Source organism: Streptomyces sp. NBC_00223, from assembly GCF_036199905.1.
Lineage (GTDB): Bacteria > Actinomycetota > Actinomycetes > Streptomycetales > Streptomycetaceae > Actinacidiphila.
This window is the reverse complement of the sequence record NZ_CP108109.1, coordinates 4,678,353-4,702,161: the sequence shown is the minus strand read 5'-3', so window position 1 is coordinate 4,702,161 and position 23,809 is coordinate 4,678,353. Positions and strand designations below refer to the sequence as shown.

The 23,809-nt window shown below is 71.1% G+C and carries 24 protein-coding genes; 9 read left to right on the top strand and 15 right to left on the bottom strand.

The window, feature by feature from the left end; translation table 11 throughout:
• Window positions 1–6 precede the first annotated feature (6 nt).
• Window positions 7–762, top strand: a complete 756-nt coding sequence (locus OHA30_RS19905) for a nucleotidyltransferase family protein (protein ID WP_328915210.1) — start codon at window positions 7–9, stop codon at window positions 760–762.
• Between the two features lie 341 nt (window positions 763–1,103).
• On the opposite strand, the gene OHA30_RS19900 is transcribed toward OHA30_RS19905, so the two are convergent.
• The 7 genes from OHA30_RS19900 to OHA30_RS19870 all read right to left on the bottom strand — a co-directional run bounded on the left by OHA30_RS19900 (window position 1,104) and on the right by OHA30_RS19870 (window position 8,304).
• Window positions 1,104–2,786 carry a DoxX family protein gene (locus OHA30_RS19900; RefSeq protein WP_328915209.1) on the bottom strand — a complete coding sequence of 561 codons (1,683 nt, stop codon included), beginning with the start codon at window positions 2,784–2,786 and terminating at the stop codon, window positions 1,104–1,106.
• A gap of 256 nt (window positions 2,787–3,042) precedes the next feature.
• Window positions 3,043–4,002 carry a 23S rRNA (guanosine(2251)-2'-O)-methyltransferase RlmB gene (gene rlmB, locus OHA30_RS19895; RefSeq protein WP_328915208.1) on the bottom strand — a complete coding sequence of 320 codons (960 nt, stop codon included), beginning with the start codon at window positions 4,000–4,002 and terminating at the stop codon, window positions 3,043–3,045.
• Between the two features lie 102 nt (window positions 4,003–4,104).
• Window positions 4,105–5,499, bottom strand: coding sequence for a cysteine--tRNA ligase (gene cysS, locus OHA30_RS19890; protein WP_328915207.1), 1,395 nt, complete (start codon window positions 5,497–5,499; stop codon window positions 4,105–4,107).
• A 93-nt stretch (window positions 5,500–5,592) separates the two neighbouring features.
• The gene (locus tag OHA30_RS19885; protein ID WP_328915206.1) at window positions 5,593–5,982 is read right to left on the bottom strand and encodes a PPOX class F420-dependent oxidoreductase; all 390 of its coding nucleotides are present in this window, start codon (window positions 5,980–5,982) and stop codon (window positions 5,593–5,595) included.
• A 70-nt stretch (window positions 5,983–6,052) separates the two neighbouring features.
• Window positions 6,053–6,520: a 2-C-methyl-D-erythritol 2,4-cyclodiphosphate synthase gene (ispF, locus tag OHA30_RS19880; RefSeq protein ID WP_328917916.1), complete on the bottom strand. Its 468-nt coding sequence runs from the start codon at window positions 6,518–6,520 to the stop codon at window positions 6,053–6,055.
• A gap of 256 nt (window positions 6,521–6,776) precedes the next feature.
• Window positions 6,777–7,508, bottom strand: a complete 732-nt coding sequence (gene ispD / locus OHA30_RS19875; RefSeq protein WP_328917915.1) for a 2-C-methyl-D-erythritol 4-phosphate cytidylyltransferase — start codon at window positions 7,506–7,508, stop codon at window positions 6,777–6,779.
• Window positions 7,509–7,821: 313 nt separating this feature from the next.
• Complete coding sequence (locus OHA30_RS19870) at window positions 7,822–8,304, bottom strand: CarD family transcriptional regulator (RefSeq protein ID WP_033174074.1); 483 nt, start codon at window positions 8,302–8,304, stop codon at window positions 7,822–7,824.
• A gap of 578 nt (window positions 8,305–8,882) precedes the next feature.
• Between OHA30_RS19870 and OHA30_RS19865 the strand changes: the two genes are divergently transcribed.
• Window positions 8,883–9,509: a DUF461 domain-containing protein gene (locus OHA30_RS19865; RefSeq protein ID WP_328915205.1), complete on the top strand. Its 627-nt coding sequence runs from the start codon at window positions 8,883–8,885 to the stop codon at window positions 9,507–9,509.
• Between the two features lie 173 nt (window positions 9,510–9,682).
• Here OHA30_RS19865 and OHA30_RS19860 read toward each other — a convergent pair whose 3' ends face one another.
• Entirely contained in the window at window positions 9,683–10,363 is a 681-nt protein-coding gene (locus OHA30_RS19860) for a response regulator transcription factor (RefSeq protein ID WP_328915204.1), read from the bottom strand.
• Entirely contained in the window at window positions 10,360–11,649 is a 1,290-nt protein-coding gene (locus tag OHA30_RS19855; RefSeq protein WP_328915203.1) for a sensor histidine kinase, read from the bottom strand. Before OHA30_RS19855 ends, OHA30_RS19860 begins: the two co-directional genes overlap by 4 nt.
• Before the next feature lie 182 nt (window positions 11,650–11,831).
• Between OHA30_RS19855 and phoU the strand changes: the two genes are divergently transcribed.
• On the top strand, window positions 11,832–12,512 hold the full coding sequence (gene phoU / locus OHA30_RS19850; protein WP_328915202.1) for a phosphate signaling complex protein PhoU: 681 nt from the start codon (window positions 11,832–11,834) through the stop codon (window positions 12,510–12,512).
• Window positions 12,513–12,768: 256 nt separating this feature from the next.
• Complete coding sequence (locus OHA30_RS19845; protein WP_328915201.1) at window positions 12,769–12,963, top strand: hypothetical protein; 195 nt, start codon at window positions 12,769–12,771, stop codon at window positions 12,961–12,963.
• A gap of 109 nt (window positions 12,964–13,072) precedes the next feature.
• On the opposite strand, the gene OHA30_RS19840 is transcribed toward OHA30_RS19845, so the two are convergent.
• From OHA30_RS19840 to mshA, 3 genes are all read right to left on the bottom strand, one after another.
• Window positions 13,073–13,831, bottom strand: a complete 759-nt coding sequence (locus tag OHA30_RS19840) for a phosphoglyceromutase (RefSeq protein ID WP_328915200.1) — start codon at window positions 13,829–13,831, stop codon at window positions 13,073–13,075.
• A 92-nt stretch (window positions 13,832–13,923) separates the two neighbouring features.
• On the bottom strand, window positions 13,924–14,499 hold the full coding sequence (locus tag OHA30_RS19835; RefSeq protein ID WP_328915199.1) for a YbjN domain-containing protein: 576 nt from the start codon (window positions 14,497–14,499) through the stop codon (window positions 13,924–13,926).
• Window positions 14,492–15,832: a D-inositol-3-phosphate glycosyltransferase gene (gene mshA, locus OHA30_RS19830; protein ID WP_328917914.1), complete on the bottom strand. Its 1,341-nt coding sequence runs from the start codon at window positions 15,830–15,832 to the stop codon at window positions 14,492–14,494. The genes OHA30_RS19835 and mshA overlap by 8 nt, the downstream gene beginning before the upstream one ends.
• A gap of 259 nt (window positions 15,833–16,091) precedes the next feature.
• Between mshA and OHA30_RS19825 the strand changes: the two genes are divergently transcribed.
• A complete protein-coding gene (locus tag OHA30_RS19825; protein ID WP_328915198.1) occupies window positions 16,092–16,958 on the top strand; it encodes a class I SAM-dependent methyltransferase in 867 nt (288 codons plus the stop codon).
• Between the two features lie 276 nt (window positions 16,959–17,234).
• Complete coding sequence (locus OHA30_RS19820) at window positions 17,235–18,602, top strand: PP2C family protein-serine/threonine phosphatase (RefSeq protein WP_328915197.1); 1,368 nt, start codon at window positions 17,235–17,237, stop codon at window positions 18,600–18,602.
• Window positions 18,603–18,626: 24 nt separating this feature from the next.
• Here OHA30_RS19820 and OHA30_RS19815 read toward each other — a convergent pair whose 3' ends face one another.
• From OHA30_RS19815 to OHA30_RS19805, 3 genes are all read right to left on the bottom strand, one after another.
• Window positions 18,627–18,986: a DUF2516 family protein gene (locus OHA30_RS19815; protein ID WP_328915196.1), complete on the bottom strand. Its 360-nt coding sequence runs from the start codon at window positions 18,984–18,986 to the stop codon at window positions 18,627–18,629.
• A 112-nt stretch (window positions 18,987–19,098) separates the two neighbouring features.
• Window positions 19,099–19,725 carry a hypothetical protein gene (locus OHA30_RS19810; RefSeq protein ID WP_328915195.1) on the bottom strand — a complete coding sequence of 209 codons (627 nt, stop codon included), beginning with the start codon at window positions 19,723–19,725 and terminating at the stop codon, window positions 19,099–19,101.
• Window positions 19,722–20,225, bottom strand: coding sequence for a helix-turn-helix domain-containing protein (locus tag OHA30_RS19805; protein WP_328915194.1), 504 nt, complete (start codon window positions 20,223–20,225; stop codon window positions 19,722–19,724). The genes OHA30_RS19810 and OHA30_RS19805 overlap by 4 nt, the downstream gene beginning before the upstream one ends.
• A gap of 153 nt (window positions 20,226–20,378) precedes the next feature.
• Here OHA30_RS19805 and OHA30_RS19800 point away from each other — a divergent pair, with 153 nt between their 5' ends.
• The 3 genes from OHA30_RS19800 to OHA30_RS19790 all read left to right on the top strand — a co-directional run bounded on the left by OHA30_RS19800 (window position 20,379) and on the right by OHA30_RS19790 (window position 23,440).
• A complete protein-coding gene (locus tag OHA30_RS19800; protein ID WP_328915193.1) occupies window positions 20,379–20,924 on the top strand; it encodes a hypothetical protein in 546 nt (181 codons plus the stop codon).
• 147 nt (window positions 20,925–21,071) lie between these two features.
• Complete coding sequence (locus tag OHA30_RS19795; RefSeq protein ID WP_328915192.1) at window positions 21,072–22,556, top strand: AAA family ATPase; 1,485 nt, start codon at window positions 21,072–21,074, stop codon at window positions 22,554–22,556.
• On the top strand, window positions 22,556–23,440 hold the full coding sequence (locus OHA30_RS19790) for an HNH endonuclease (protein WP_328915191.1): 885 nt from the start codon (window positions 22,556–22,558) through the stop codon (window positions 23,438–23,440). The genes OHA30_RS19795 and OHA30_RS19790 overlap by 1 nt, the downstream gene beginning before the upstream one ends.
• The last annotated feature ends 369 nt before the right edge of the window (window positions 23,441–23,809 follow it).

The following is a 23,809-nucleotide window of genomic DNA, read 5'->3' as shown; positions in this document are numbered from 1 at the left end:
CGCTGCATGACGCGCGCCCACCACGGACCCCCACCCGTCCCCCAAGTCGTCACCCCTGTCACGCAGGCCGTACTCCTGGCCGGCGGGCAGGGCTCACGGCTGCGCCCGTACACCGACGACCGGCCGAAGCCGATGGTCGAGATCCCGGGCACGGGGACGCCGATCATCGGCCATCAGCTCGCCTGGCTGGCCGCCGAGGGGGTCACCGACGCCGTGGTCTCCTGCGGCCATCTCGCCGAGGTGCTCCAGGAGTGGCTGAACGCCACGCCGTTGCCGCTGAACGTCACCACCGTCGTCGAGCGCGAGCCGCTCGGCCGCGGCGGCGGTCTGAAGTACGCGGCCGCGTCCCTGCCCCGCCCGGACGAGCCCTGGTACGCCACCAACGGCGACATCTGGACGCGTTTCTCGCTGCGCGAGATGGCTGCCTTCCACGAGGAACGGGACGCCGTCGCGACCCTGGCGCTGGCCCGGCCGCGCATCCCCTGGGGCGCCGTGGAGACCAACGAGTTCGGCCAGGTGCTGGACTTCATCGAGTCGCCGCCGTCGCCGTATCTGATCAACGCCGGTGTCTACGTCTTCGCGCCCGAGTTCACCGAACTGCTGCCGGACCTGGGCGACCACGAGCGGACGACCTTCCCACGGCTGGCCCGCGAACGGCGGCTGGCCGGCTTCCAGATCCCGCAGGGCGCCTACTGGCGGGCGATCGACACCGCGAAGGACCTCAGCGAGGCGGCGAAGGAGTTGGGCGCCCACAAGGTGTGAGCGCCGCGGTGTACGCCCACGGAGGCGTCCACCCGCGCCGGGAGCCCTCAGGGGCCACCAACGGCCGTCAGAGGCCGCGAGAGGGCCGAGCACCGGCCCCGCGCACACAGTGAACACAGGACGGCGGCCCGTACCGGGGAGGGATCGGTACGGGCCGCCGCCGTCTTGCGGTTGGCTCTGCGTCCAGGTGCGTCCAGGTGCGTCCAGGTGCGTCCAGGTGCGTCCGGGCGCCTCACGTACGTCCAGGCACCTCAAGCGCGAGGCAGGTCAGGCGCGTTCAGTCACGCCCACCCGCACCCGGCCACGTCCCCCCGCGCTCACCACACCCCCAAAGCAGCACCTCACGCCATCCCCCGCGGAGCACCATGCCGCCCGCCGGAGTTCATGCCCAGCAGCAGCCCGGTCGGCGAGTGACTGCCCAGCAGCCCCCCGATCGCGCCCTGCGAGGGCTTCGTCTCCGGCTGCGGCGGCTCGGGCGCGGGCGGAGCCGGAGGCGCGGGCGGGGCGGGCGGCGGATCAGCGGCGCCGCCACCGGCACCACCGGCGGACCCGCCGCTCGATCCCGAGCCCGATCCCCCGGCGCCCGGCGCCGTACCCGTACCGCCGCCGGCGCCCGTCCCGCTCGTACCGCTGGTGGCCGTGCCGCCCGCGGCCTGCGTGTGCCCGGGCTCGGTGGTCGGCGCCTGGGTGGCGGTCTCCTTGCGCGCTTCCCCGGTGGACGACGCGGAGCCGGTCGGGGCCGGGGAGGAGCCCTCGTCGCCCGCGCCTCCGCTCACCTCGGGCAGCGGAGCGCCCGGCAGGTTGTTGGTCGGCGTCACCATGGGGGCCGGCCCGTCCTGGTGCGTGCTGCTGGCCCGTACGGCCGCGCCGAGGACCGAGCCGATCAGCAGGGTGAGACCGATGACGACCGTGGCCATGACGGTCCCGCGGCGCAGCACCCGGCGGCGCAGGTCCCACAGGGAGACCCGGGGGCCGAGCCGGCGCCAGGCGTCACCGGCGAGGTGGCCGTCGATCGAGTAGACCGGGGCGCCCGCGATGACCAGCGGGCTCCAGGCAGCCAGGAAGATGAAGTCGGGGGCGTCGTAGACCGGGACGGTCCGCCAGCTCACGGTGACGAGCAGGGCGATCGACAGGGCCGCGCCGAAGGCGGCCGCGACACGCTGCCAGAGGCCGAAGACGGTCAGCACGCCCACCACGACCTGGAGGAAGGCGATGCTCAGACCCGCGCCCACCGGGTGGTTGAGCGCGGCGTCGCGCAGCGGCTCGGCGGCCGCCCACGGGTGCAGCGAGGACAGCCACTTGACCATCGAGCCGCGCTCGCCGCCGTCGAAGTAGACGCGGTCGCAGAGCTTGCCCATGCCGGCGTAGATGGAGATGAAGCCGAGGAAGACGCGCAGCGGCAGCAGCACGATGCCGAGGTTCATCCGGCGGCCCGGGTACCAGGCGTGCCGCACCCGACGGCCGCTGCGGTCGCGCGGGCGGCGCTCGGCCTCCCGCTCGTCCTCGTACCCGTCGTATCCCTCGTAGCCGTCGTACCCGTCCGCGGCGCCGCCGACGTAGCCGACCGAGGGCTCGTCCGGGTCGTACGCGCCGCGCGCCGGGCGTACGCCGTCGAGAAGGCCGGTGGGCGAGTGCGGGGAGCGCTGGCCCACGACGGTCGGCCTGACGGTCGTCTCGTCGATCCGCGGCAGCACCTGGGTGCCGCCGCCCGTACCGGCCCGCCGGACCGCCTGCATCAGCTCACCGGCCAGCGGGTCGCCGGGCGCGGCCTGCCCGGACCACACCACGGGCGCCAGCCGACGCCGTCCGGCGGTCGCGTTGCGGGATCCGACCGGAATCCTCGCCGTGTCGTCAAGGCTGAGGGCACGCGCCGAGGTCGCGCCGAGCTGCACCCGGAAGCTCGCGTGGTTGACGATGACCTGGGCGGGATCGCTCGGAACCCGTGCCATGGTCATCACACGCTCGTCGAATCCGGGCGACCCTCCCCCCGTGGGAGTGCGGGGTGTTCTGGTGTCCACACTCATCTAACCGAGTGACGCACCTTTAGGACACTGCCCGGGCGCCGTTGATGTCCGAGACCCGACAAGCCGGACCAAAGGCGCGAGTCCACCCGTACGGCTGAGCGAAGCCCGCCCGTACGGCCACCCGCGGCCCGACCTGGGCCTTCGCCACACCCGCCGGCCGACCGACCGGCCGACCGCCTCGTACAGCGCCTACGCCCGCCGGCCGACCGCCTCGTGAAGCGACCACGCCCACCGGCCGGTCACGTCCGTACGGCGACTACGCCCGGCGGCGGGACGCCTCGTACAGCACCACGCCCGCGGCGACGCCGGCGTTCAGCGACTCCGCCGCGCCGCCCGGCATGGGAATCCGGACCAGCAGGTCGCAGGTCTCGCCGACCAGTCGGGAGAGCCCCTTGCCCTCGCTGCCCGCGACGATCACGACCGGGCCGGAGAGCGCTTCGAGGTCCTGGAGTTCGACATCGCCGTCGGCCGCGAGACCGACCACGAGCAGCCCGGCCTTCTGGTACGCCTCAAGGGTGCGGGTGAGGTTGGTGGCGCGGGCCACCGACACCCGGGCCGCGGTCCCGGCCGAGGTCTTCCAGGCGCCCGCGGTCATCCCGGCGGCGCGCCGCTCGGGCACCACGACGCCGTGGCCGCCGAAGGCGGCGACGGAACGGACGACCGCGCCCAGGTTGCGCGGGTCGGTGACGCCGTCGAGCGCGACGATCAGCGGGTCGGCGCCCTCGTCGTGCGCGGCGGCCACCAGGTCCTCGGGGTGCGCGTACTCGTACGGCGGGATCTGCAGCACCAGGCCCTGGTGGTTCAGGCCCGAGGTGATCCGGTCGAGTTCGGGCCTGGCCGCCTCCATCAGCGGCACCCCGCGGTCCGTGGCGAGCTTGAGCGCCTCACGGACCCGGTCGTCGTTGTCGATGAACTGCTGGACGTAGACGGCGGTCGCCGGGATGTCCGCGCGCAGCGCCTCGACGACGGGGTTGCGGCCGACCACCATCTCGGAGGTGGACTTGGCGCCGCGGCCCGAGGGGCGGCGGGACTGGCCGGAGACCGTCCGCTTGGCCGCGGCGTTGGCGACCCGGTTCTTCTTGTGGCCCTTGCGCGCCTCGGCGGGCGGTGTCGGGCCCTTGCCCTCAAGGCCCCTGCGCCGCTGCCCGCCGCTGCCGACCGTGGCGCCCTTCTTGTTGCTGGTACGGCGGTTCTTGCGCTGGCTGTTCCCGGCCATGGGGCACTCTCACTTCTTCGGTCGTGCTCGTCAGACGTAAAACGTACAAAGTCCTCTGGGCGGACGGTCAGGCGGTCGGTCGGCCGCGCGGGCGCCGGGCGGTCAGCCGCGCAGCGTCCAGCGCGAACCCGTCGGCGTGTCCTCGATCTCCAGGCCCGCCTGGACGAGCTGGTCGCGGATCGCGTCGGCGGTGCCGTAGTCCTTGCGGGACCGGGCGGACTGCCGCTGCTCCAGCACGAGCCTGACCAGGGAGTCCACGACGCCGTGCAGATCGTCGCCGCGGTCCGCGCCCGCCCAGTGCGGATCGAGCGGGTCGAGGCCCAGCACTCCGAGCATCGCACGGACCTCGGCGAGCCGCGCGACCGCCGTCTCCTTGTCGTCGGCGGTGAGCGCGCTGTTGCCCTGCCGGACGGTGGTGTGGACGACGGCGAGCGCCTGCGGGACGCCCAGGTCGTCGTCCATCGCCTCGGCGAAGGCGGGCGGCACCTCGGCGGCGGGGGGGACGACCTTGCCCGCCTTCTCGGTGACCCGCTGGACGAAGCCCTCGATCCGCGCGAACGCCGACTCGGCCTCGCGCAGGGCCTCCTCGCTGTACTCGATCATCGACCGGTAGTGCGGGGTGCCCAGGTAGTAACGCAGCACGATCGGCCGCCAGCGCTGGACCATGTCGGAGACCAGCACCGAGTTGTCGAGCGACTTGCTCATCTTCTCGCCGCTCATGGTGACCCACGCGTTGTGCACCCAGTAGCGGGCGAACTCGTCGCCGTACGCCTTGGCCTGGGCGATCTCGTTCTCGTGGTGCGGGAAGATCAGGTCGATGCCGCCGCCGTGGATGTCGAAGACACCGCCGAGGTACTTGTGGGCCATCGCCGAGCACTCCAGGTGCCAGCCGGGCCGGCCGCGACCCCAGGGCGTGTCCCAGGACGGCTCGCCGGGCTTGGCCGACTTCCACATGGCGAAGTCCCGCTGGTCGCGCTTGCCGGTCTCGCCGTCGCCCTCGGGCTGCCTGAGGTTGTCCAACTCCTGGTTGGACAGCTCCAGATAGCCCTCGTACGACCGCACGTCGAAGTAGACGTTGCCGTCCGAGACATAGGCGTGGCCGCGCTCGATGAGCCCCTGCATCATCTCGATCATCTCGGGCACATGACCGGTCGCCCGGGGCTCGTACGAGGGCGGCTGGCAGCCCAGCGCGTCGTAGCCGGCGGTGAAGGCGCGCTCGTTCTCGTACCCGATGGACCACCAGGGACGGCCCTGGTCGGCGGCCTTGCGGATGATCTTGTCGTCGATGTCCGTGACGTTGCGGACGAAGGTGACCTCGTACCCGCGGTGGCGGAACCACCGTTGCAGGATGTCGAAGTTGAGCCCCGACCTGATGTGTCCGATGTGCGGGGCCGCCTGCACCGTCGCACCACACAGGTAGATCGAGACACAGCCCGGCTTGAGCGGGGTGAAATCACGGACCTGGCGCGCGTTGGTGTCGTACAGGCGAATAGTCACGCCTCAAGGGTAGTGGGCCGAGGCGTGTGCCTTGTGCCCCCCGGCACAGGGCACACACAACGGTGACAATTCACGGTGCCGCGGCGCCCTTGATCAGTTGCGCTCGACGACCCGCTCGGGGGTGACCCGGACGACCACCCGGACGTCACCGGGCTTGTCCGCGGAGTACGGCTCACCGGTGTACTTCACGCTCAGCGCGTCGATCAGCTCGCGCCCGCCCTCGGGGCTCTGGGTGGCGGTGCCGCGGATCTCCAGGTACGAGTACGCGTTGCCCAGCGGGTGGATGAGCAGGGTGACGCGGGGGTCCCGGGCCACGTTCAGGTGCTTGCGGCGGCCTTCGAGGGTGGAGATGAGCACGTCGTCGCCTTCGCGCGTCACCCACACCACGGACAGCTGCGGCTGCCCGTCGGGCTGGATCGTGGCGAGGGTCGCGAAGTTCGTGCCGTCGATCAGCTCGTGGGCGGAGGCGGACAGGGCTGCCATGACGGTCCTTTCATCGAGTAAGTGATCTTCCGGCTACGCAACGTTCGTCCGTCGCGGGGAATTCCCTCGATCACTCGTTCGAGTGAGCACGGATCACCAGGGCCGTGGCGATCGCCGCCAGACCCTCGCCGCGCCCGGTGAAACCGAGCCCGTCACTGGTGGCCGCGCTGACCGCGACGGGCGCGCCGACGGCGGCGGACAGCACCCGCTGGGCCTCGTCCCGCCGCTTGCCGATCTTCGGGCGCAGGCCCACCACCTGCACGGCCACGTTGCCGATCACGAAGCCCGCCTCGCGGACGATCCGGGCCGCCTCGGTGAGCAGCGCGACGCCCGAGGCGCCGGACCACTCCGGGCGGCCGGTGCCGAAGTGCGCGCCGAGGTCGCCGAGGCCGGCCGCGGAGAAGAGCGCGTTGCAGGCGGCGTGCGCCACCACGTCGGCGTCGGAGTGCCCGGCCAGGCCCGTCCCCTCGCCCTCCCAGAGCAGGCCCGCGCACCACAGCTCGCGGCCCTCCTCGAAGGCGTGGATGTCGGTGCCGATGCCGACCTGGGGAAGCGCGAAGCCGGGCGGCGGCGGGGGTACGGGGAGGTCGGCGCGCGGCTCGGGCTCGGACGGCTCCACGCCGGGCGGCTCGACGGCCGAGACGTCGGCGCCCAGCACCTCGGCGCTCTCGGCGCCCTGCTCAAGCGCGGCCTGCTCAAGGGCGCTCCGCTCCGCGGCGGAAGGCTGTCCCGGCTCCCTGCCCGACGGCTCGGTGCCGGACGGCTCCACCCCCGGCGGCTCGGCGCCCAGTGGCTCAGTACCCATCGGTGGCCCTCCTGCGGGCGAGTACGGCCTCGGCGAGCACGAGGTCCAGCGGACGGGTCACCTTGAACGCCTCCTCGTGGCCGGGCACCACCAGCACCGGCACCCCGAGCTGCTCGACCATGCTCGCGTCGTCCGTGACGTCCTGGGTGACACTGGCGTGCGCCTTGGCGAGGGTGGCCCGGTCGAAGCCCTGCGGGGTCTGTACGGCCCTCAGCAGCGCGCGCTGAGGGGTGCCGGTGACCACGCCGGTGGCCGGGTCGACGCTCTTGACGGTGTCGGCGAGCGGCAGCCCCGGTACGACGGCGGGCGCGCCGCCGCGTACCGCCTCGGCCACGGCCTCGACGGTCTCCACCGGGACCAGCGGGCGGGCCGCGTCGTGGACCAGCACCACGTCGACGTCGTCGGGCAGCGCGGCCAGGCCGAGCCGTACCGAGTCCTGGCGGGCCTCACCGCCGGGCACGACCCTGACTTCGGTGTTCGCGGGCAGGCCGTGGGCGTCGAGCAGCGCCCTGACCTCGTCGGCGCCCTCCGGGGGCGCGACCACGACGATCACCTGGACGGCGCGGGCGCGGGCCATCGCGCGCACCGCGTGGACGAGGATCGGGACCCCGCCGAGGGTGCGCAGCGCCTTGGGCGCGCCGGGGCCGAGCCGGACACCACGTCCGGCGGCGGGGATGACGGCTGCGGTACGCAGGTTTGTGTCCTTGGATGAGATGGGTATCGCCTGGGGGTACCCCCGGCGACGCGCCGGGGAGTGCCGGCCACGGAGTTCTTCCTCCGGACCCCTTCCGTGAAGTCGGGGGGAAGAACTCTCGCCGGCACGCCCGGCTGACGGCACAGGCGTACGCGCACGGGTGCACAGGCACAAGTGCGCGCGGACAAGCATGCCGCAGCACCCGGTCATCGCGCTCAACCGGGTGCCGCGGCAAAGTCCCTCGGTGGTGACCGGGGGTGCGTCTACGTAGGTCGGGACATCACATCGACGTGTGGGGCACGCCGCCAGGACTCGACACGAGAGCGTCCGGAGGACGGTCTTACGACGCGAGAACCTCGTCGAGCAGCGCCTCGGCCTTGTCCTCGTTGGTGTTCTCCGCGAGTGCCAGTTCGCTGACCAGGATCTGCCGGGCCTTGGCGAGCATGCGCTTCTCGCCGGCCGACAGGCCGCGCTCACGCTCACGACGCCACAGGTCGCGAACGACTTCCGCGACCTTGATGACATCACCGGACGCGAGCTTCTCCAGATTTGCCTTGTATCGCCGGGACCAGTTGGTGGGCTCCTCGGTGTACGGCGCGCGCAGCACCTCGAAGACTCGGTCCAGACCTTCCTGACCGACCACGTCGCGTACGCCGACGAACTCCGCATTGTCCGCGGGCACACGTACCGTCAAGTCGCCCTGGGCGACCTTGAGCACCAAGTAGGTCTTGTCCACGCCTTTGATCTGGCGAATTTCGATAGCCTCGATCAGCGCGGCCCCGTGATGGGGATAGACCACGGTGTCGCCAACCTTGAACGTCATGTGACAGGTACCCCTTCCGTGGCTATCCAGAGTAACACGGGAACGGCCTCATCTGAATGGCGTTTTCGCAGGTCAGGGCGTATCTCAGGGCTTGACAAGGGCCCCCGCGACGTGCTGGAGGGTGCCCCATTGGCGAGGTATTCGCAGGTCGGAGCGGGTATACGGCGAGGGCGAAACGTGCCCGTTACAGGCCCGGAAGACCCCGAACTCGGGGTGATACGTCCGGATTTGTCCCTCCCGGATGAGTGGATCGTCGCTACTCCGTTCGGGTTCGTGACGGCTTCCCACCAGGTGAAGATCGAATTTTGCACTCCCGTGGAAGAGCGCGGGAAAACCGATCGCGGCTGATCATGCGCGGCATGGCGTACGGCTTGTGCGCGCGCTTGTCCGGGAACTCGTCGGTGAGCTTGCACGGAAGCTTGTGCACAGGCTTGTGGACGACCTTGTGCGTGGCCTTGCGGGCGAGGCCGGTAAACGCCGCGCGGTAATGCGGGACCCGGTGCGCGGGCGCGGGGACGGCTCGGTAATCTAAGGCCGCTAGAAGATCTTCCACACCTGCCCAAGGAGATGCCGCCGCCGTGGTCCGCAGCTTCCGTCGCGGCGCCCTCGCCGCCGTACTCGTGCTCTCGCTCGCACCCCTCGCCGCCTGCGCCGCAGGGGACGACGCGCAGACGCTGGAGGTTCACCCGGACAGCGCGTCCGCCACGGTCGGCGTCATCAAGGTGCAGAACGCCTACGTGCTCACCGACCCGAACGGCCCCGCCTCGGTCACCGCCCGGCTCTTCAACAACGGCTCGTCGGAGCAGACGCTGCAGGCCGTCCAGCTGGGCTCCTCGCTCTCCGCGCGGCTGTCCGGCCCGCACGGCGCCGGCGCCGTCACCGTCCCGCCGCACGGCAGCGTGCTGCTGGGCGGCAAGGGCAACCCGGCCGCCGTCATCGACTCCGGCAACGAGTCGCTGCGCGACGGCGACGTGCAGAAGGCGATCTTCGTCTTCAGCGGCACCGGGCCGGTCGCGCTCCCGATCAATGTGACGCCGGCCACCGGCTACTTCGCGCCCTACGGTCCCGGCTCGGCGCCGACCACGGCTCCCCCGTCGCCGACCGACACCCCCTCGGACACCGCGACCGGCTCGGCCTCGGACACGTCGACCCCGACGGACACCGCCACCCCCGACGGCAAGGACACGTCTCCCGCCACGCCGTAAGCGCCGGGTCGCCGCCTTGGCGGTCACAGGGCGTACGGCGGAGGGGTCCGGCCATGTGTGGCCGGACCCCTCCGCCGTGTCTTCCCCACCCGTCCCCCACGACCGGTTTCGGACCCTGTTCGCGTCCTGGGCGCGAATCCCGGGACCGCGACCCTTACGGGCCCTCACACCGCTTACGGCTCGAACTTGTAGCCAAGGCCGCGAACCGTCACCAGGAAGCGCGGCGCGCCCGGGTCCGGCTCGATCTTGGCCCGCAGCCGCTTGACGTGGACATCGAGGGTCTTGGTGTCGCCGACGTAGTCCGCGCCCCACACCCGGTCGATGAGCTGCATCCGGGTGAGCACCCGGCCCGCGTTGCGCAGCAGCATCTCCAGCAGGTCGAACTCCTTGAGCGGCAGATCCACCTTGCCGCCCGCGACCGTGACGACGTGCCGGTCCACGTCCATCCGTACCGGACCGGCCTCGAGTGCGGCCGGGGAGATCTCCTCGGGCTCACCGCGGCGGCGGAGCACCGCGCGGATGCGGGCGACCAGCTCCCGCGAGGAGAAGGGCTTGGTCACATAGTCGTCCGCGCCGATTTCCAGGCCGACGACCTTGTCGATCTCGCTGTCCTTGGCGGTCACCATGATCACCGGGACATTGGACTTGAGCCGCAGCTGGCGGCAGACCTCGGTGCCGGGCAGGCCCGGCAGCATCAGGTCGAGCAGTACCAGATCGGCACCGTTGCGCTCGAACTCGTCCAGCGCGTCGGGCCCGGTCGCGGATATCGCGACCTCGAAGCCCTCCTTGCGGAGCATGTACGACAGCGCGTCGCTGAAGGACTCTTCGTCCTCGACGACGAGTACGCGTGTCACGGAAGGACCTCCGGGGCGGGGATGTGTTCGGGGAGGGACGGGAAAAGCTTGTCGTCCGACGGCTCGTCGGCCGGTTCTGCGTCCGCTTCGGCATCCGGGTCGGTGCCGGGCGGAAGCGCGCGGTCGCGGGCGATCCCTGCCTCGGGAAGCCGCAGTGTGAAGGTGGAGCCCTGTCCCTCGGCGCTCCACACCGTGACCTCTCCGCCGTGCGAGGCGGCCACGTGCTTGACGATGGACAGGCCGAGCCCGGTGCCGCCGGTCGCCCGCGAGCGCGCCGGGTCGACCCGGTAGAAGCGCTCGAAGACCCGGTCGCGGTCCTTCTCGGAGATGCCGATGCCCTGGTCGGTCACGGAGATCTCGATCAGATCCCCGCCGGACGCCTTGATCCGGCGCCCGGCGATACCGACCCGGGTACGGGCGGGGCTGTAGTTGACGGCGTTCTCGACGAGATTGCCGAGAGCCGCGGCAAGCTGGCCCCGGTTCCCCCAAATGTACAGGTCAGGGGTGGTGCCGGTGGCCATGGTGATCTGTTTGGTGTTGGCCTGGTGACGGCAGCGGTCGACGGCCTCGGCGACGAGATCGTCCACCGCGACCGGCTCGGCGTCGTCCAGCAGGTCGTCGTCCTGGACCCGGGAGAGGTCGATGATCTCCTGGACCAGGCTGGTCAGCCGGGTGGCCTCGATCTGCATCCGCCCGGCGAAGCGGTTGACCGCCTCGGGGTCGTCGGCCGCGTCCATCACGGCCTCGGACAGCAGCGAGAGCGCGCCGACCGGGGTCTTGAGCTCATGGCTGACGTTCGCCACGAAGTCGCGGCGTACGGCCTCGATCCGCCGGGCCTCGGTGAGGTCCTCGACCAGCAGCAGCACCAGCCGCGAGCCCAGGGGCGCGACCCGGGCGGAGACCGCCAGGCCCTCGCCCCGGCCCGCGCCGCGGCGCGGCAGGTCCAGCTCCACCTGGCGTATCTCCCCGTCCCGCCGGGTCTCTCGGGCCATCTGCAGCATCTGGTCGACGGCCAGCCGGCCGCCGCGTACCAGACCGAGCGCGTACGCCGCCGAGCTGGCCTTGACCACGACGTCGCCCTCGTCCAGGACGACCGCCGAGGAGCGGAGCACGGACAGCACGGTGTCCACGCCCGGCGGCAGTACGGCGCTCGCGTGCGGCCGCAGTGCGGTGCGGGTGGGGCGGGCGAGCTCGCGCTCGCTCCAGCGGAACGCGAGCACGGCGATCACACCGGTCAGCAGACCGGCGATCGCACTGGCTGCGGCGACTGCCGCGTTCACGTCCATGCGTCCAGGTTAGGTGGCTCGCTCAAGCAATCCACAAGCCTGAGACGTACCTCTCGGACGCACGTTGCCAAGAGTTCACCTTGACGTGGGTGCCGGTTCATCCGGGAGGCGCGGCCGGTACGCGTAGGGCCATCAGCGTGGCAGCGTGGAGGAGACGCCTCTGTACCCACGGAAGGACAGCGATGCGCGACGCATATCACGAGGAGCTCGACTCGATCGGTGACGGGCTGGTCGAGATGGCCCGGCTGGTCGGCTCCGCGATCGGCCGGGCCACCACCGCGCTGCTCGACGCCGACCTGAACATCGCGGAGAGCGTCATCGCCGCGGACGAGAAGGTCGACGACCTCCAGCGCGAGCTGGAGAACCGGGCGATCACCCTGCTGGCCCGGCAGCAGCCGGTCGCGACCGACCTGCGGATCGTCGTCACGTCGCTGCGGATGAGCGCGGACCTGGAGCGGTCGGGCGACCTCGCCCGGCATGTGGCCAAGCTCGCCCGGCTGCGCTTCCCGGTGTCGGCGGTGCCGCGCGACCTGCACACCACGATCCTGGAGATGGGTCAGCTCGCCCAGCGGCTGGTGGCCAAGGCGGGCGAGGTCATCGTCAGCAAGGACGTGGACGACGCGCTGCAGCTCGAAGCGGACGACGACCGGATGGACGAGCTGCACCGCACGCTCTTCCAGCACCTGCTGGACGACCGCTGGAAGCACGGCATCGAGACGGCGGTCGACGTCACGCTGGTCGGACGGTATTACGAGCGGTTCGCGGACCACGCGGTGTCGGTGGCCAAGCGGGTCGTCTACCTGGTGACGGGCGAGCACGCGGACGAGCTGAGCGCGGGGCCGACGCAGGTGGAGGGGGCGTAAGGGGCTTTCCGCCGGGTGGGGGCCGGCCTCCGGCGGGTGGGGGCGCCGGGTTCGCGGGGACGGGGGCGGCCGGGCGTACGGCTTGGGTGCGTACGTCCGGGTGGCTCACCGGCCACGCGGGGGCGGCGCTCCGGCTGTCCGGCCGGTCCGCGGGCGCGGGGGCGTGCGCGGAGCCGGCTCGGCGTACCGGGTGATCGGGTTCGGGCGTTATGCCCTTGTGCGCCGTTGATGCGCCGGAACGTGGCGAGGTTCACTGATGACGACGAAGCCTGAGGAGGGTGAACTGATGCCGGAATCCCCGATGCCGTCCCCCGTACGCCACCAGCCCACGCCCGACGCCGCGCCACTGCGCATCCCGCTCCCGCTGGTCGCCGCGTGCGGCTGCGGCTCGGGCTGCGGCTGCGGCTGCCAGTCCGGCAACCCCTGCCAGTGCAGCGGCTGCACCCACTAGCTCCCCGCCCCGCCCGCCCACGCGAAAGCCCCCTCCCCACGGAAACCCGCGGGTCGGGGGCTCTTCCACGCCCGGCGTCGAAGCCCTGCTTCCCGACCTGCCTCGCGCCTTACTTCTTGCCCTGGTTCTTGACCGCCTCTATGGCCGCCGCGGCCGCGTCCGGGTCGAGGTAGCGGCCGCCCGGGGTGAGGGGGCGGAAGTCGGCGTCGAGGTCGTAGGAGAGCGGGATGCCCGTGGGGATGTTCAGGCCCGCGATGTCCGCGTCGGAGACGCCGTCGAGGTGCTTGACCAGGGCCCGCAGCGAGTTGCCGTGCGCCGCGACCAGGACCGTACGGCCGGTGAGCAGGTCCGGCACGATGCCGTCGTACCAGTACGGCAGCATCCGCGTGACGACGTCCTTGAGGCACTCCGTGCGCGGCCGCAGCTCCGGCGGGATCGTCGCGTAGCGCGGGTCGTCGGACTGCGAGTAGTCGGCGCCGTCGGCCAGCGGCGGCGGGGGGGTGTCGTACGAGCGGCGCCACAGCATGAACTGCTCCTCGCCGAACTCCGCGAGGGTCTGCGCCTTGTCCTTGCCCTGGAGCGCGCCGTAGTGCCGCTCGTTCAGCCGCCAGGAGCGGTGCACCGGAATCCAGTGCCGGTCGGCGGCCTCCAGCGCGAGCTGCGCGGTGCGGATCGCGCGCTTCTGCAGCGAGGTGTGCACCACGTCGGGGAGCAGGCCGGCGTCCTTGAGCAGCTCACCGCCCCGGACCGCCTCCTTCTCGCCCTTGTCGTTGAGATCGACGTCCACCCAGCCGGTGAACAGGTTCTTCGCGTTCCACTCGCTCTCGCCGTGGCGGAGCAGAATCAGCTTGTACGCAGCAGCAGCCATACCCCTGAGCGTAATGGAGGTGCCCGCCCGCCCCTCAGCCGCCCTCGCTCACCGCCCGCCCCTCCCGCCGCCGGCCCTCCCCCCGGGGACGGTCAGCCGTCCTCGCCCGTCAGGCGGGCGAAGGCCGCCAGATTGCGGGTGGACTCGCCGCGCGACACCCGCCACGCGTACTCCTTGCGGATCGCGGACGCGAAGCCCAGTTCGAGCAGCACATTGAAGGAGCCGTCCGCGTTCTCCACCACCGCGCCGAGCAGCCGGTCGATCTCCTCGGCGGTCACCGCGGCCAGCGGCAGCCGTCCGGAGAGATAAACGTCGCCGAGCCGGTCGACGCCGTAACTCACGCCGTACAGACGGAGGTTGCGCTCCAGCAGCCAGCGGTAGAAGGCCTCGTGGTTCTCGTCGGGCCGGCGCACCACGAAGGCGTTGACCGACAGGGTGTGCCGCCCGACGATCAGCTGGCAGGTCGTGGACAGCTTGCGGGTGCCGGGCAGTTGGACGACGTACGCGCCCTCGTTCGGCGACTCCCAGGGCAATTCCGCTTCCCGCAGGGCCTGTTCGATCGCCCGCCTGGCCGCCGCGACGCCAGGCGTCCCGTCGGCGCCGCCCGTCTCGTTCACCGGACTCACCGCGTCACCCACCGCGCCGTTCACCCCGCCGTCCTCAGCCATGGGCCGATCGTAGGTGACGGCGGTGCTCCTGCTGCGCTGCCGCGTACACCTCGGCCGTGTCCGCCGCCGCCGTGTCCCAGCCGAAGTCGCGCGCGTGCCGGGCCGCCTCCTCGCCGAGCACCGTGCCCAGCCCCGGCTGGTCGACGAAGCGCCGCAGCACCCTCGCGTAGTCGCGCGGATCGTGTCCGGGGACGAGGAAGCCGGTGCGCTCGTCGCTCACCGCGACCGGCAGCCCGCCGACCGCCGCCGCGACCACGGGCGTCCCGCACGCCTGCGCCTCTATGGCGACCAGGCCGAAGGACTCGTTGTACGACGGCATGACCAGCACGGTCGCCGCCCGGTACCAGTCCGCGAGCCGTTCCTGGTCCACCGGCGGCTGGAACCGTACGACATCGGACACCCCGAGCCGCGCGGCCAGCTTGTGCAGCGCCTCGGGCTTGGCCAGGCCGGTGCCGCTCGGGCCGCCGACGATCGGTACGACGATACGTTCGCGCAGTGTCGGGTCCTCGTCCAGCAGCACGGCGACGGCGCGAATCAGCACGTCAGGGGCCTTGAGCGGCTGAATCCGGCCGGCGAAGAGCGGGATCACCGCGTCCTGCGGCAGCCCGAGCCTGGCCCGGGCGGCGGCGCGGCCGGGCGCGGGCCGGAAACGGTCGAGGTTGACGCCCGGATGGACGACGGCGACCTTGCCGGGCGCCGCGTCGTAGTGCCGTACGAGCTCGCCGGCCTCCTCGTCCGTGTTCGCTATCAGCCGGTCTGCGGCCGAGACCACCTGGGTCTCGCCGATGACGCGGGCGACGGGCTCGGGGCAGTCGTCCTCGGCGAGGGCGGCGTTCTTCACCTTGGCCATGGTGTGCATCGCGTGCACCAGCGGGACGCCCCAGCGCTGGGCGGCCAGCCAGCCGACATGGCCGGACAGCCAGTAGTGCGAGTGCACGAGGTCGTAGTGGCCCGGGCGGTGCACGGCCCACGCCTGCATCACGCCGTGGGTGAAGGCGCACAACTGCGCGGGCAGCTCCTCCTTGGCGAGCCCTTCGTAGGGCCCGGCGTCCACATGCCGTACGGTCACGCCCGGCGCCAGCTCCACCGTGCAGGGCAGGCCGCCCGTGGTCGCCCGGGTGAAGATCTCGACCTCGATGTCCCGCTCGGCGAGGCGCTTGGCCAGCTCCACGATGTAGACGTTCATCCCGCCGGCGTCACCCGTGCCCGGCTGGTGGAGTGGCGAGGTGTGCACGCTCAGCATGGCCACCCGGCGTACGCGCCGCCCGGCGCCCCACCGCTTGTGCGGGCCATTGCCACGCAGCGCGCCGAGCCGGGACGTGTACTGGGTCACCATGCGTTCCTTCCGCCGGACCGAGGCCGAGAACCCCCGTGACAACCTTGCTCAACATGGGAATCGTTCATTCCATTTCCTGTTGCACCGATATTTGCCGAACCAATAGCTTCCGGGGCCGGTACGGGTGCCGGGCCCGGGTGTTCGCTCGGACACCTGTTCGGGTGATGGTCCGCGGGCGGGCGCGTTCCTCTCCGGGTGCCCGGTCCGCCGGGGCCCACGCCTCCGCCACCCCCGTACCGCCGTCTACGCTCGTCGTATGAACGGCGTGCGCGCGGTCGGCGTGGTGACCAGGGGGACCACGAACCCGAACCGGCTGCGCCGCATGGACCGCTGGATCGCCGCCACCCACGCCCATGAGCTGCGGCGTACGGCCGATCCGGTCGCCGTCGACCTCGGTTACGGCGCCGCGCCCTGGACCGCCGTCGAACTGCTCGGCCGGCTGAGGGACGTACGGCCGGACGCGGCGGTGGTCGGCGTCGAGATCGATCCGGCGCGGGTCGCGGCGGCGGGGCCGTACGCACGCGACGGGCTGACCTTCGTGCACGGCGGCTTCGAGGTGCCGCTGCCCGGGGGGCCGGGCGGCCCTGATGGACATGGCAGACCGGGCGTACCTGGCGGGCCGGGTGGGCCGGGTGGGCCTGGTGGCCGCCGCCCGGTGCTGATCCGCGCGGCGAACGTGCTGCGGCAGTACGACGAGGCCGAGGTCGCCGCCGTCTGGGCGCGGCTGCGGGCCCGGCTGGCGCCCGGCGGGCTGCTGGTGGAGGGCACCTGCGACGAGATCGGACGGCGGCACGTCTGGGTGGCGCTCGGCCCCGAGGGCCCTCGCACGGTCACCTTCGCCACCCGGCTCGCCTCCCTCGACCGCCCGTCCGACCTGGCCGAACGCCTGCCCAAGGCGCTGATCCACCGCAATGTGCCGGGCGAGCCGGTGCACGCGTTCCTCACCGCCTTCGACCGCGCGTGGGCGAGCGCGGCGCCGCTGTCGTCGCTGGGCGCGCGGCAGCGGTGGATCCGGGCGGTACGGGATCTGCGGGACGGCGGCTGGCCGGTGGTGGACGGGCCGGGGCGGTGGCGGCAGGGAGAGGTCACGGTGGCGTGGGCGGCGCTGGCGCCGAAGGGGTGAGGGGTTTCGCGGGGGCGGCGCGGGGCTGTCGCGGGTGGCCTCACGCGGTCCGGCCGCCGCGCGCGGAGGGGGCCTGAGGCAGTCCGGAGGCGGGCCTCGCGGGGTCCGAGGGCCGCGTGATGTTCGTCATGCGCGGATACCCACATCGACGGCGAAATCCCCCTCTGGCCACCGCGTATGGCCCTGAGCGGCCGGAGTCCGCCCTCCCGCGTCGCCGTCTCCAGCCACTAGGGTCGCCTGACTGACGACCCTCGGGGGGAGGGAAGGAGTCCCGTGATGTCCGCTGCGAAGCGCGGCGCGGAACGACCCTCAGCCACCGCGTCCGGGGCCGAGGGCGACACGGCCGCGCCCGAGGACGATTCCGGCTCCTCAACGCCCCCGCGTGTTCCCGTCACCCTGCCCCGCCAGCGCCAGGACACCGCGGGCCCGGCCTCGTTCACCCTGCTGGTGATCGGCGACGACCCGACCGGGGCCTTCACCGCGCCCCACTTCCAGGACGGCGGCGGCCCGCGCATCCGCGTCCTGAGGGCCCGTAACCTCACCGCCGCCGGCCGGCTGCTCACCGACGACGTGCACTGCGTGCTGCTCGATCTGCCCGATGTGCTGGAGGGGCTGCGCCAGGTGACGCGGCTCGCGCCCGGCACCGCGGTGCTCGTCCTGACCGACGGCGGGGAGGACGGCGAAGGGGACGGCAGCGGGGACGGCAGCGGGGACGGCAGCGGCTGGGACAGCGCGGAGAGCCGGCTCGCCGCCGCCGAGGCCGTACGCGCCGGCGCGCAGGACCATCTCTCCCGGCACGAGATCAGCGCCGCGACGATCACCCGGGCGGTCCGCTACGCCGTCGAACGCAAACGGGCCGATCTCGCACAGCGCCAGCTCACCGAGACCCGGCTGCTCGCGCAGGGGAACGCCCGGTTGGAGCGCGGGCTGCTGCCGACGCCGCTGCTCGAAGGGGCCGACGGGCTGCGGTTCACGGCGCGCTACCGTCCCGGCCGCAGCCGCGCGCTGCTCGGCGGCGACTTCTACGACACCGTGCGCACCGCGGACGGCACCGTGCACGCGATGATCGGCGACGTCTGCGGGCACGGCCCGGACGCGGCCGCCCTCGGGGTCGAACTGCGCATCGCCTGGCGGGCGCTGACCTTCGCCGGGCTCGGCGGCGCCACCCTGCTGCGTACGCTCCAGCAGGTGCTGATCCACGAACGCGCCGACGACGAGATCTTCGCGACCCTGTGCGCCGTGGACATCGCACCCGACGGCCGTAGCGCGGACCTCCATCTCGCCGGGCACCCGGCCCCGCTGCTGACCGGTCCCGGCCTGGCGCCCGCGCTGCTGCCGTACGAGGACGGCGGCCCGGCGCTGGGGCTGCTGCCGGACGCCGAGTGGGAGCGTGTCCCGGTCCGGCTCGACGGCGACTGGAGTCTGATGCTCTACACCGACGGCCTGATCGAGGGCCGGGTGCCGGGCGAGGGCAGACCGCGGCTGGGCCAGGACGGGATGGTCGACATCACGGCGCGGCTGCTGGCGGCCGGTCTGGGCGGCGAGGAGCTGCTGGACGCGGTCGTGACGGAAGTGCGGGGGCTCAACGGCGGGGAGCTGACGGACGACGTGGCCGTCGTACTGCTGGAACGGCGCGGGGCGTAGGCGCGGGTCCGGCTGCCGGCGCGCTCAGCCGTTGTACGGGCCGTAGGGGCCGTCGCTGCTGCTGCCGCCGTTACGGCGCCGGGGGCCACGAGGGCCGCGGCCGGCCACCTCACGCAGCGCGGGCCGTACGTCGACCATGTACACGATCACCGCGATGAGCCCGATCACGGGCAGGAACGACATCACCGAGAACAGCTTCATCACCGCGGCCGCGATGCCGAGGATGATCAGCCAGAACGCCTTGGTGTTCTTGTCCGCCGCCCGGTACGCGTCCTCGCGGTGGATCGCCGCGTCGATGAACGCGAAGAGCGCGAAGAGGAAAAGCGCCCAGGAGAGGAGGGCGATCACCCCGAAGAAGCCCAAGATCAGCACGCCGTCCACCACCCTGTTCGCTGTTTGCCGACTGCCACCGTACCGTTCCTGTCCAAAGAACGGGCCGGGCACGCGATGCGTGCCCGGCCCGTTCGGCCTGTTCGCCATGCGCGTACAACAGACGTCACTCGGCGGACTTCTTCGGCGTGCTCCGGCGCGCGCCGGACTTCTTCGGGGCCGCGGACTCGTCCTCGGCCCAGGAGTCGTCGGCGCGGGAGTCGTCGGCCCGGGAGTCCTCGGCCCGGGAGTCCTCGGCCGCGTCGGCCTTCTCGGACTTCTCGGTCTTCACCTCCACCACGGAGGGGATCTCCATGACGTGGTCGGTGCTGTCCCCGCGCCAGGTGGCGACGGCGCCCTTGCCGCGTACGGCCAGGTCGTCGTACGTCTCGCGGGCCTTGACGGCGTACTCGGCGGCGCGGCCGACGCCCTGGAGGGCCAGGCCCTGCACGGACTCGCCCAGCTTCTTGAGGTCCAACTCGCCGATCCGCTCGTTGAGCTTGGCCTGCGCGTCCTTCGCCTGCGCCGTGACCCGCTCCTGCACGGCCCTGGGGTCGGTGGCCCGCAGCTTCTCGATCCGCTCCGGCGCGCGCTCGCGGATCTGCTCGAAGCGCTCCGGCGCCCGCTCGCGGATCTTCTCGATCAGCCCCGGCACCTCGCGCAGCTTCTCGGCGGCGAGGTCCGCGGTGCCGGCGACCGCGTAGAGCGGGGTCGGGTTGCGGAGGCTCTTCACGATGTCATCGGTGATCGTCATTGCTCGGTTTCCTCCCGGGCGGGGACGGGCGCCTGGGGGGTGCCCGTCTCCTGCGTGTCGTGTGCGTCTGCTTGTCGGGCCGGTGGTGCCTGTTCGGCTTGTGCGGCTTGCGCGGTGTCGGTGGCGTCGGCGGGGGGTGCGGAGGCCGCGACCGCGGCGGCGTTCTCCTTGCGGAAGGACTCGTAGATCTGGATGAGCACCTGCTTCTGGCGCTCGTTGATCGACGGGTCGGTGAGGATCGCGGCCGGCACTTCCAGCTCGTCCCGCTCCCGGGCGTCGAGCATCCCCGCCTGCACGTAGAGCGTCTCGGCGGAGATCCGCAGCGCCTTCGCGAGCTGCTGCAGAATGTCCGCGCTGGGCTTGCGCAGCCCGCGCTCGATCTGGCTGAGGTACGGGTTCGACACCCCCGCGGCGTCGGCCAGCTGCCGCAGGCTCAACTGCGCGCTGCGCCGCTGCTCCCGCAGAAACTCACCGACGTTGCCCACCTTGAGAGCACCCATGCCTCCACCATGCTCCCCGCCGCTAACTTTTGCAAGCACCTCGCTTGCAACTGTGCCCCTCGCATACGACTGGGCGCGTGTGGCTGAGCGCGCTGGTTGTCACTTGAGCAGGGCAACTGTCACTGTCCGGGCCTTCCTCTCCGAGGAGCACCAGTGACATTCGCCATGCGCATCACCTGGACGCTTGCGGGATCCGGGTGGGTCGACTGCACCCTTGAAGATCGCCAGGAAAAAGTCGAGCTCACCACGTCCTACATCACCAGTGCGTCCGAAGAGCTCCTGACCGCGGTGGCCCGGCTCGTCGCCGGCGAGACAGAAATTCGTGCCCAGTTCGATGCCGAGCCGACTGCCTACCGGTGGATCTTCTACCGCGAAGGCGAGGACATCTGGCTCCGCGTGCTGGAGCTACGTCACGGCAGCGATCACGACAACAAGGGAACCGAGATCTGGTCCAGCCAGCTCAGCATGGACCAGCTCGCCCGCACCGTGATCCGCTGCTTCGACGAGGTCGCGCAGACTTACGGCGAGAGCGGCTATCGAGGCAGGTGGGGCGAACACTTCCCACGAACCGAGCTCGAAGCCCTCAGACGCCTCGGGCACGCCCCCACCGCAGCGACAACACATAGCCGCACCGGCCCGCGGCAAAGCAACGGCGGCCCTACTCCAGACTCCAGCGTCGCACTCCAGCCGGGCCGCTGAGTTCGCGACGTCCGCCCCCGCACACCCGTGCGCGCCGCCGCCTAAGATCGCACATCACGACGGAGCACAGTAAGCAGGGGGAGGGCCAGGAAAACCGTGCGATTCGGCGTATTTTATGACGACCGTCGCTTGGCCGAAGGTGGCGCCATGGCGGAGGATCTTTTCGATGCGCTCCTCGTCCACGACACCTGGGACGACGACGGATACCGCACCATGTTCACGTTGCGCGTTGTGACCAGGGAGGGCTGGATCGAGGTCGGCACAGTGAAGATTGGCCACGTGGCGACGGATGGCGAGAAAGTTCCCGCCAACTATCTGCTCCCGGAGCGCTTCAGCCGCCTGGACAGCTCGCGCTATTTCTCGGTAGGCCAGGATGAAAGCTATTACTACACGCTGAGCGAGATACCCAGCGCCATCCGGGAGGAAGTACTCACCGCGCTCCGGGATATCGCCTATGACGAGGACTCCTTCCGCCTCGCGCGGAACCAAGATGTGACCCGCACTTCGCTACTGCGCTTCGTCAAGATGTCGACCGTGCGCGGGCAGCTGCGGCGCATCGCACGCGGCGGAGCGCGCCGGGTAAGTTTCGATATCGCCTACGAGCCGCCGCTGCCACCGGCAATGGATTCCGTGCGGTTCGAATTCAAGGTCGAACCAGGCTCCCGGCCAGCCAGCAACGTGCACGCCCTGACCGGACGGAACGGCGTGGGGAAGTCATATGTACTTTCCCACTTGGCCCGCGCCGTCGCTGCGGTCGAGCCGCAGATATATGAGCTCGGGCGGATTATCGAGTACGGCCGCGAGGGCCGATCCTTCAACAACCTGGTGACTGTCTCGTTCAGCGCCTTTGACGACTTCCCGCTCGTCGAGGGCGACGAAATGTTCGTCGCTTCCTATGTGGGCCTGCGTGTTCAGGGTTCACGATCCCCCAGGTTCAAGACCCCTGGCGGGCTCAGGAAGGACTTCGCGCAGGCCATGAAGGCATGTCTGACGCGCGAGCGCAGCCCACAATGGATCAGGGCATTGCGCACCCTCGACTATCCCGGGAGCGGACTCCTGGAGGAGGGATGGCTGGAGAACTTCGAGAACACCGCAAGCCTGAACAGCCGCGAGAATAAGGCCCGGCAGCTCTTCCGCCGCCTCAGCGCCGGCCACCGGCTCGTTCTGCTCACCATGACCCGGCTCATCGAGCACGTGAGTGAGCGGACCCTCGTCATCATCGATGAGCCGGAAACCCACCTCCATCCGCCCCTGCTGTCCGCGTTCATGCGGGCGCTGTCCGATCTGCTCGCCGAGCGCAACGGGCTGGCCATCGTCGCCACACACTCTCCGGTTGTACTCCAAGAGATTCCTGCCCACTGCGTCTGGAAGCTCTGGCGCTACGGCGGGCAACTCGGAGCCGCGCAGCCCCGCATCGAAACGTACGGCGAGAACGTCGGCGTGCTGACTCACGAGGTCTTCGGTCTGGAACTCACCGAAGCCGGCTTTCTGCACGAACTACGACGTCTGGTCGACGTCGGCTACTCCTACGACGCTGTCCTGGAACACTTCAGTGGACGGCTTGGCAGTGAGGCACAGTTGGTGCTCAGCGCCTTGCTCGGCCAGCGCGACGACGTGGAGGGACACGGCTGATGCAGCACATAGATCCTCCGACCTTCGACGCACGCGACGTCTACACCACCTGCATCGCCAACGCCCGCCCAAATAGCCGAAAACGGCTGGAGTCGTTCACCGACGCGGTGGCCGATGCGGCAAGTGCGTACGAGGCAGCCGCTCAGGGCCAGGCTCTTCACACCCTCACCGGCCTCGCCGCCAAGCCTGGCACCCGTCGCGACCGCAAGGCACTGGAGGGGGTCTACACCGACCGGTTGGCCAAGGACCGTGCTCCGGGCCGCCGCATCTACGAGGCGCTCAAAGGTACGACCGACCAAGAAGGCCGTCGACGGGATAACCGGTGTCCCCTGTGCGGGGAGGGCCTGGTAACCACGCTCGATCACCACCTACCCAAGAACACGTACCCGCTGCTCAGCGTGGTACCGGTTAACCTCATCCCGGCTTGCCGCGACTGCAACACCGGCAAGCGCGCGACAGTCCCCGTCAATGCTGGTGACCAGACCCTGCACCCCTACTTCGACGACTTCTCCCACCACTCCTGGCTTCGAGCTCGTCTCAGGAGGCCACGCGGCAATGAGCAGCCGTCGATGAAGTTCTTCGTTTCCCCCCACCCTGATTGGAGCGACACACTCACAGAACGCCTCCAGAAACACCTGAAGGTGTTCGACTTGGACTACCGGTACAGCCTTCTGGTGAGTAGCCACATCGCATCCACCAACCACGACCTCACGATGATGCCCACTAACTCCGTCGCCCCCTGGCTTGAGCACAAGGCCGAGGGCTGGCGCTACCGGGGTAACCCCAACACGATGGGCTATGCCCTGTTCAAGGCCCTGGCGGCCGACAAGTGGTACGTCAACGGCGGCTGGCGCGGCTCAAGCCCGGAGACAAACCTCGACTAATCGGCCCGACAGCCACTCTCCGAGAAGGCCGATTTGAGGACACGCCACGACTTCGGAGAAGAGGGTGCAACAGCTCACTAGGGGCTGGACGTGACGCCGCAGTCAGTCCGCCGCGGGACCGACCGATGGCGTGGTCATCGGGTTCGCCGACCGGGCCCCCTTCTACGGCCCCCGGCCAAGCGCAGAGCCGACGGGCTTGCCGTCGGTTCTCTCTCGTGTCGTGGTTTGGGCGCACCAAACGCGGCACGACTCCGCTCGACGGCAGAGCTACTGGGTTCGATGTCAACGGACAGCTGCTCAGGTTGAGTGAGACAGGCCAGCCACTGCCGTCTCGCTCAACCTGAGCCACCCCAGGTCACCGCCTCACGA

Excerpts from the sequence above, each read along its gene's own strand:
- OHA30_RS19905 (WP_328915210.1), top strand. The coding sequence starts at position 7 with ATGACGCGCGCCCACCACGGACCCCCACCCGTCCCCCAAGTCGTCACC.
- OHA30_RS19900 (WP_328915209.1), bottom strand. The coding sequence starts at position 2,786 with ATGAGTGTGGACACCAGAACACCCCGCACTCCCACGGGGGGAGGGTCG.
- rlmB (WP_328915208.1), bottom strand. The coding sequence starts at position 4,002 with ATGGCCGGGAACAGCCAGCGCAAGAACCGCCGTACCAGCAACAAGAAG.
- OHA30_RS19885 (WP_328915206.1), bottom strand. The coding sequence starts at position 5,982 with ATGGCAGCCCTGTCCGCCTCCGCCCACGAGCTGATCGACGGCACGAAC.
- OHA30_RS19870 (WP_033174074.1), bottom strand. The coding sequence starts at position 8,304 with ATGACGTTCAAGGTTGGCGACACCGTGGTCTATCCCCATCACGGGGCC.
- OHA30_RS19855 (WP_328915203.1), bottom strand. The coding sequence starts at position 11,649 with ATGGACGTGAACGCGGCAGTCGCCGCAGCCAGTGCGATCGCCGGTCTG.
- phoU (WP_328915202.1), top strand. The coding sequence starts at position 11,832 with ATGCGCGACGCATATCACGAGGAGCTCGACTCGATCGGTGACGGGCTG.
- OHA30_RS19845 (WP_328915201.1), top strand. The coding sequence starts at position 12,769 with ATGACGACGAAGCCTGAGGAGGGTGAACTGATGCCGGAATCCCCGATG.
- OHA30_RS19840 (WP_328915200.1), bottom strand. The coding sequence starts at position 13,831 with ATGGCTGCTGCTGCGTACAAGCTGATTCTGCTCCGCCACGGCGAGAGC.
- OHA30_RS19835 (WP_328915199.1), bottom strand. The coding sequence starts at position 14,499 with ATGGCTGAGGACGGCGGGGTGAACGGCGCGGTGGGTGACGCGGTGAGT.
- OHA30_RS19825 (WP_328915198.1), top strand. The coding sequence starts at position 16,092 with ATGAACGGCGTGCGCGCGGTCGGCGTGGTGACCAGGGGGACCACGAAC.
- OHA30_RS19820 (WP_328915197.1), top strand. The coding sequence starts at position 17,235 with ATGTCCGCTGCGAAGCGCGGCGCGGAACGACCCTCAGCCACCGCGTCC.
- OHA30_RS19810 (WP_328915195.1), bottom strand. The coding sequence starts at position 19,725 with ATGACGATCACCGATGACATCGTGAAGAGCCTCCGCAACCCGACCCCG.
- OHA30_RS19805 (WP_328915194.1), bottom strand. The coding sequence starts at position 20,225 with ATGGGTGCTCTCAAGGTGGGCAACGTCGGTGAGTTTCTGCGGGAGCAG.
- OHA30_RS19795 (WP_328915192.1), top strand. The coding sequence starts at position 21,072 with ATGGCGGAGGATCTTTTCGATGCGCTCCTCGTCCACGACACCTGGGAC.
- OHA30_RS19790 (WP_328915191.1), top strand. The coding sequence starts at position 22,556 with ATGCAGCACATAGATCCTCCGACCTTCGACGCACGCGACGTCTACACC.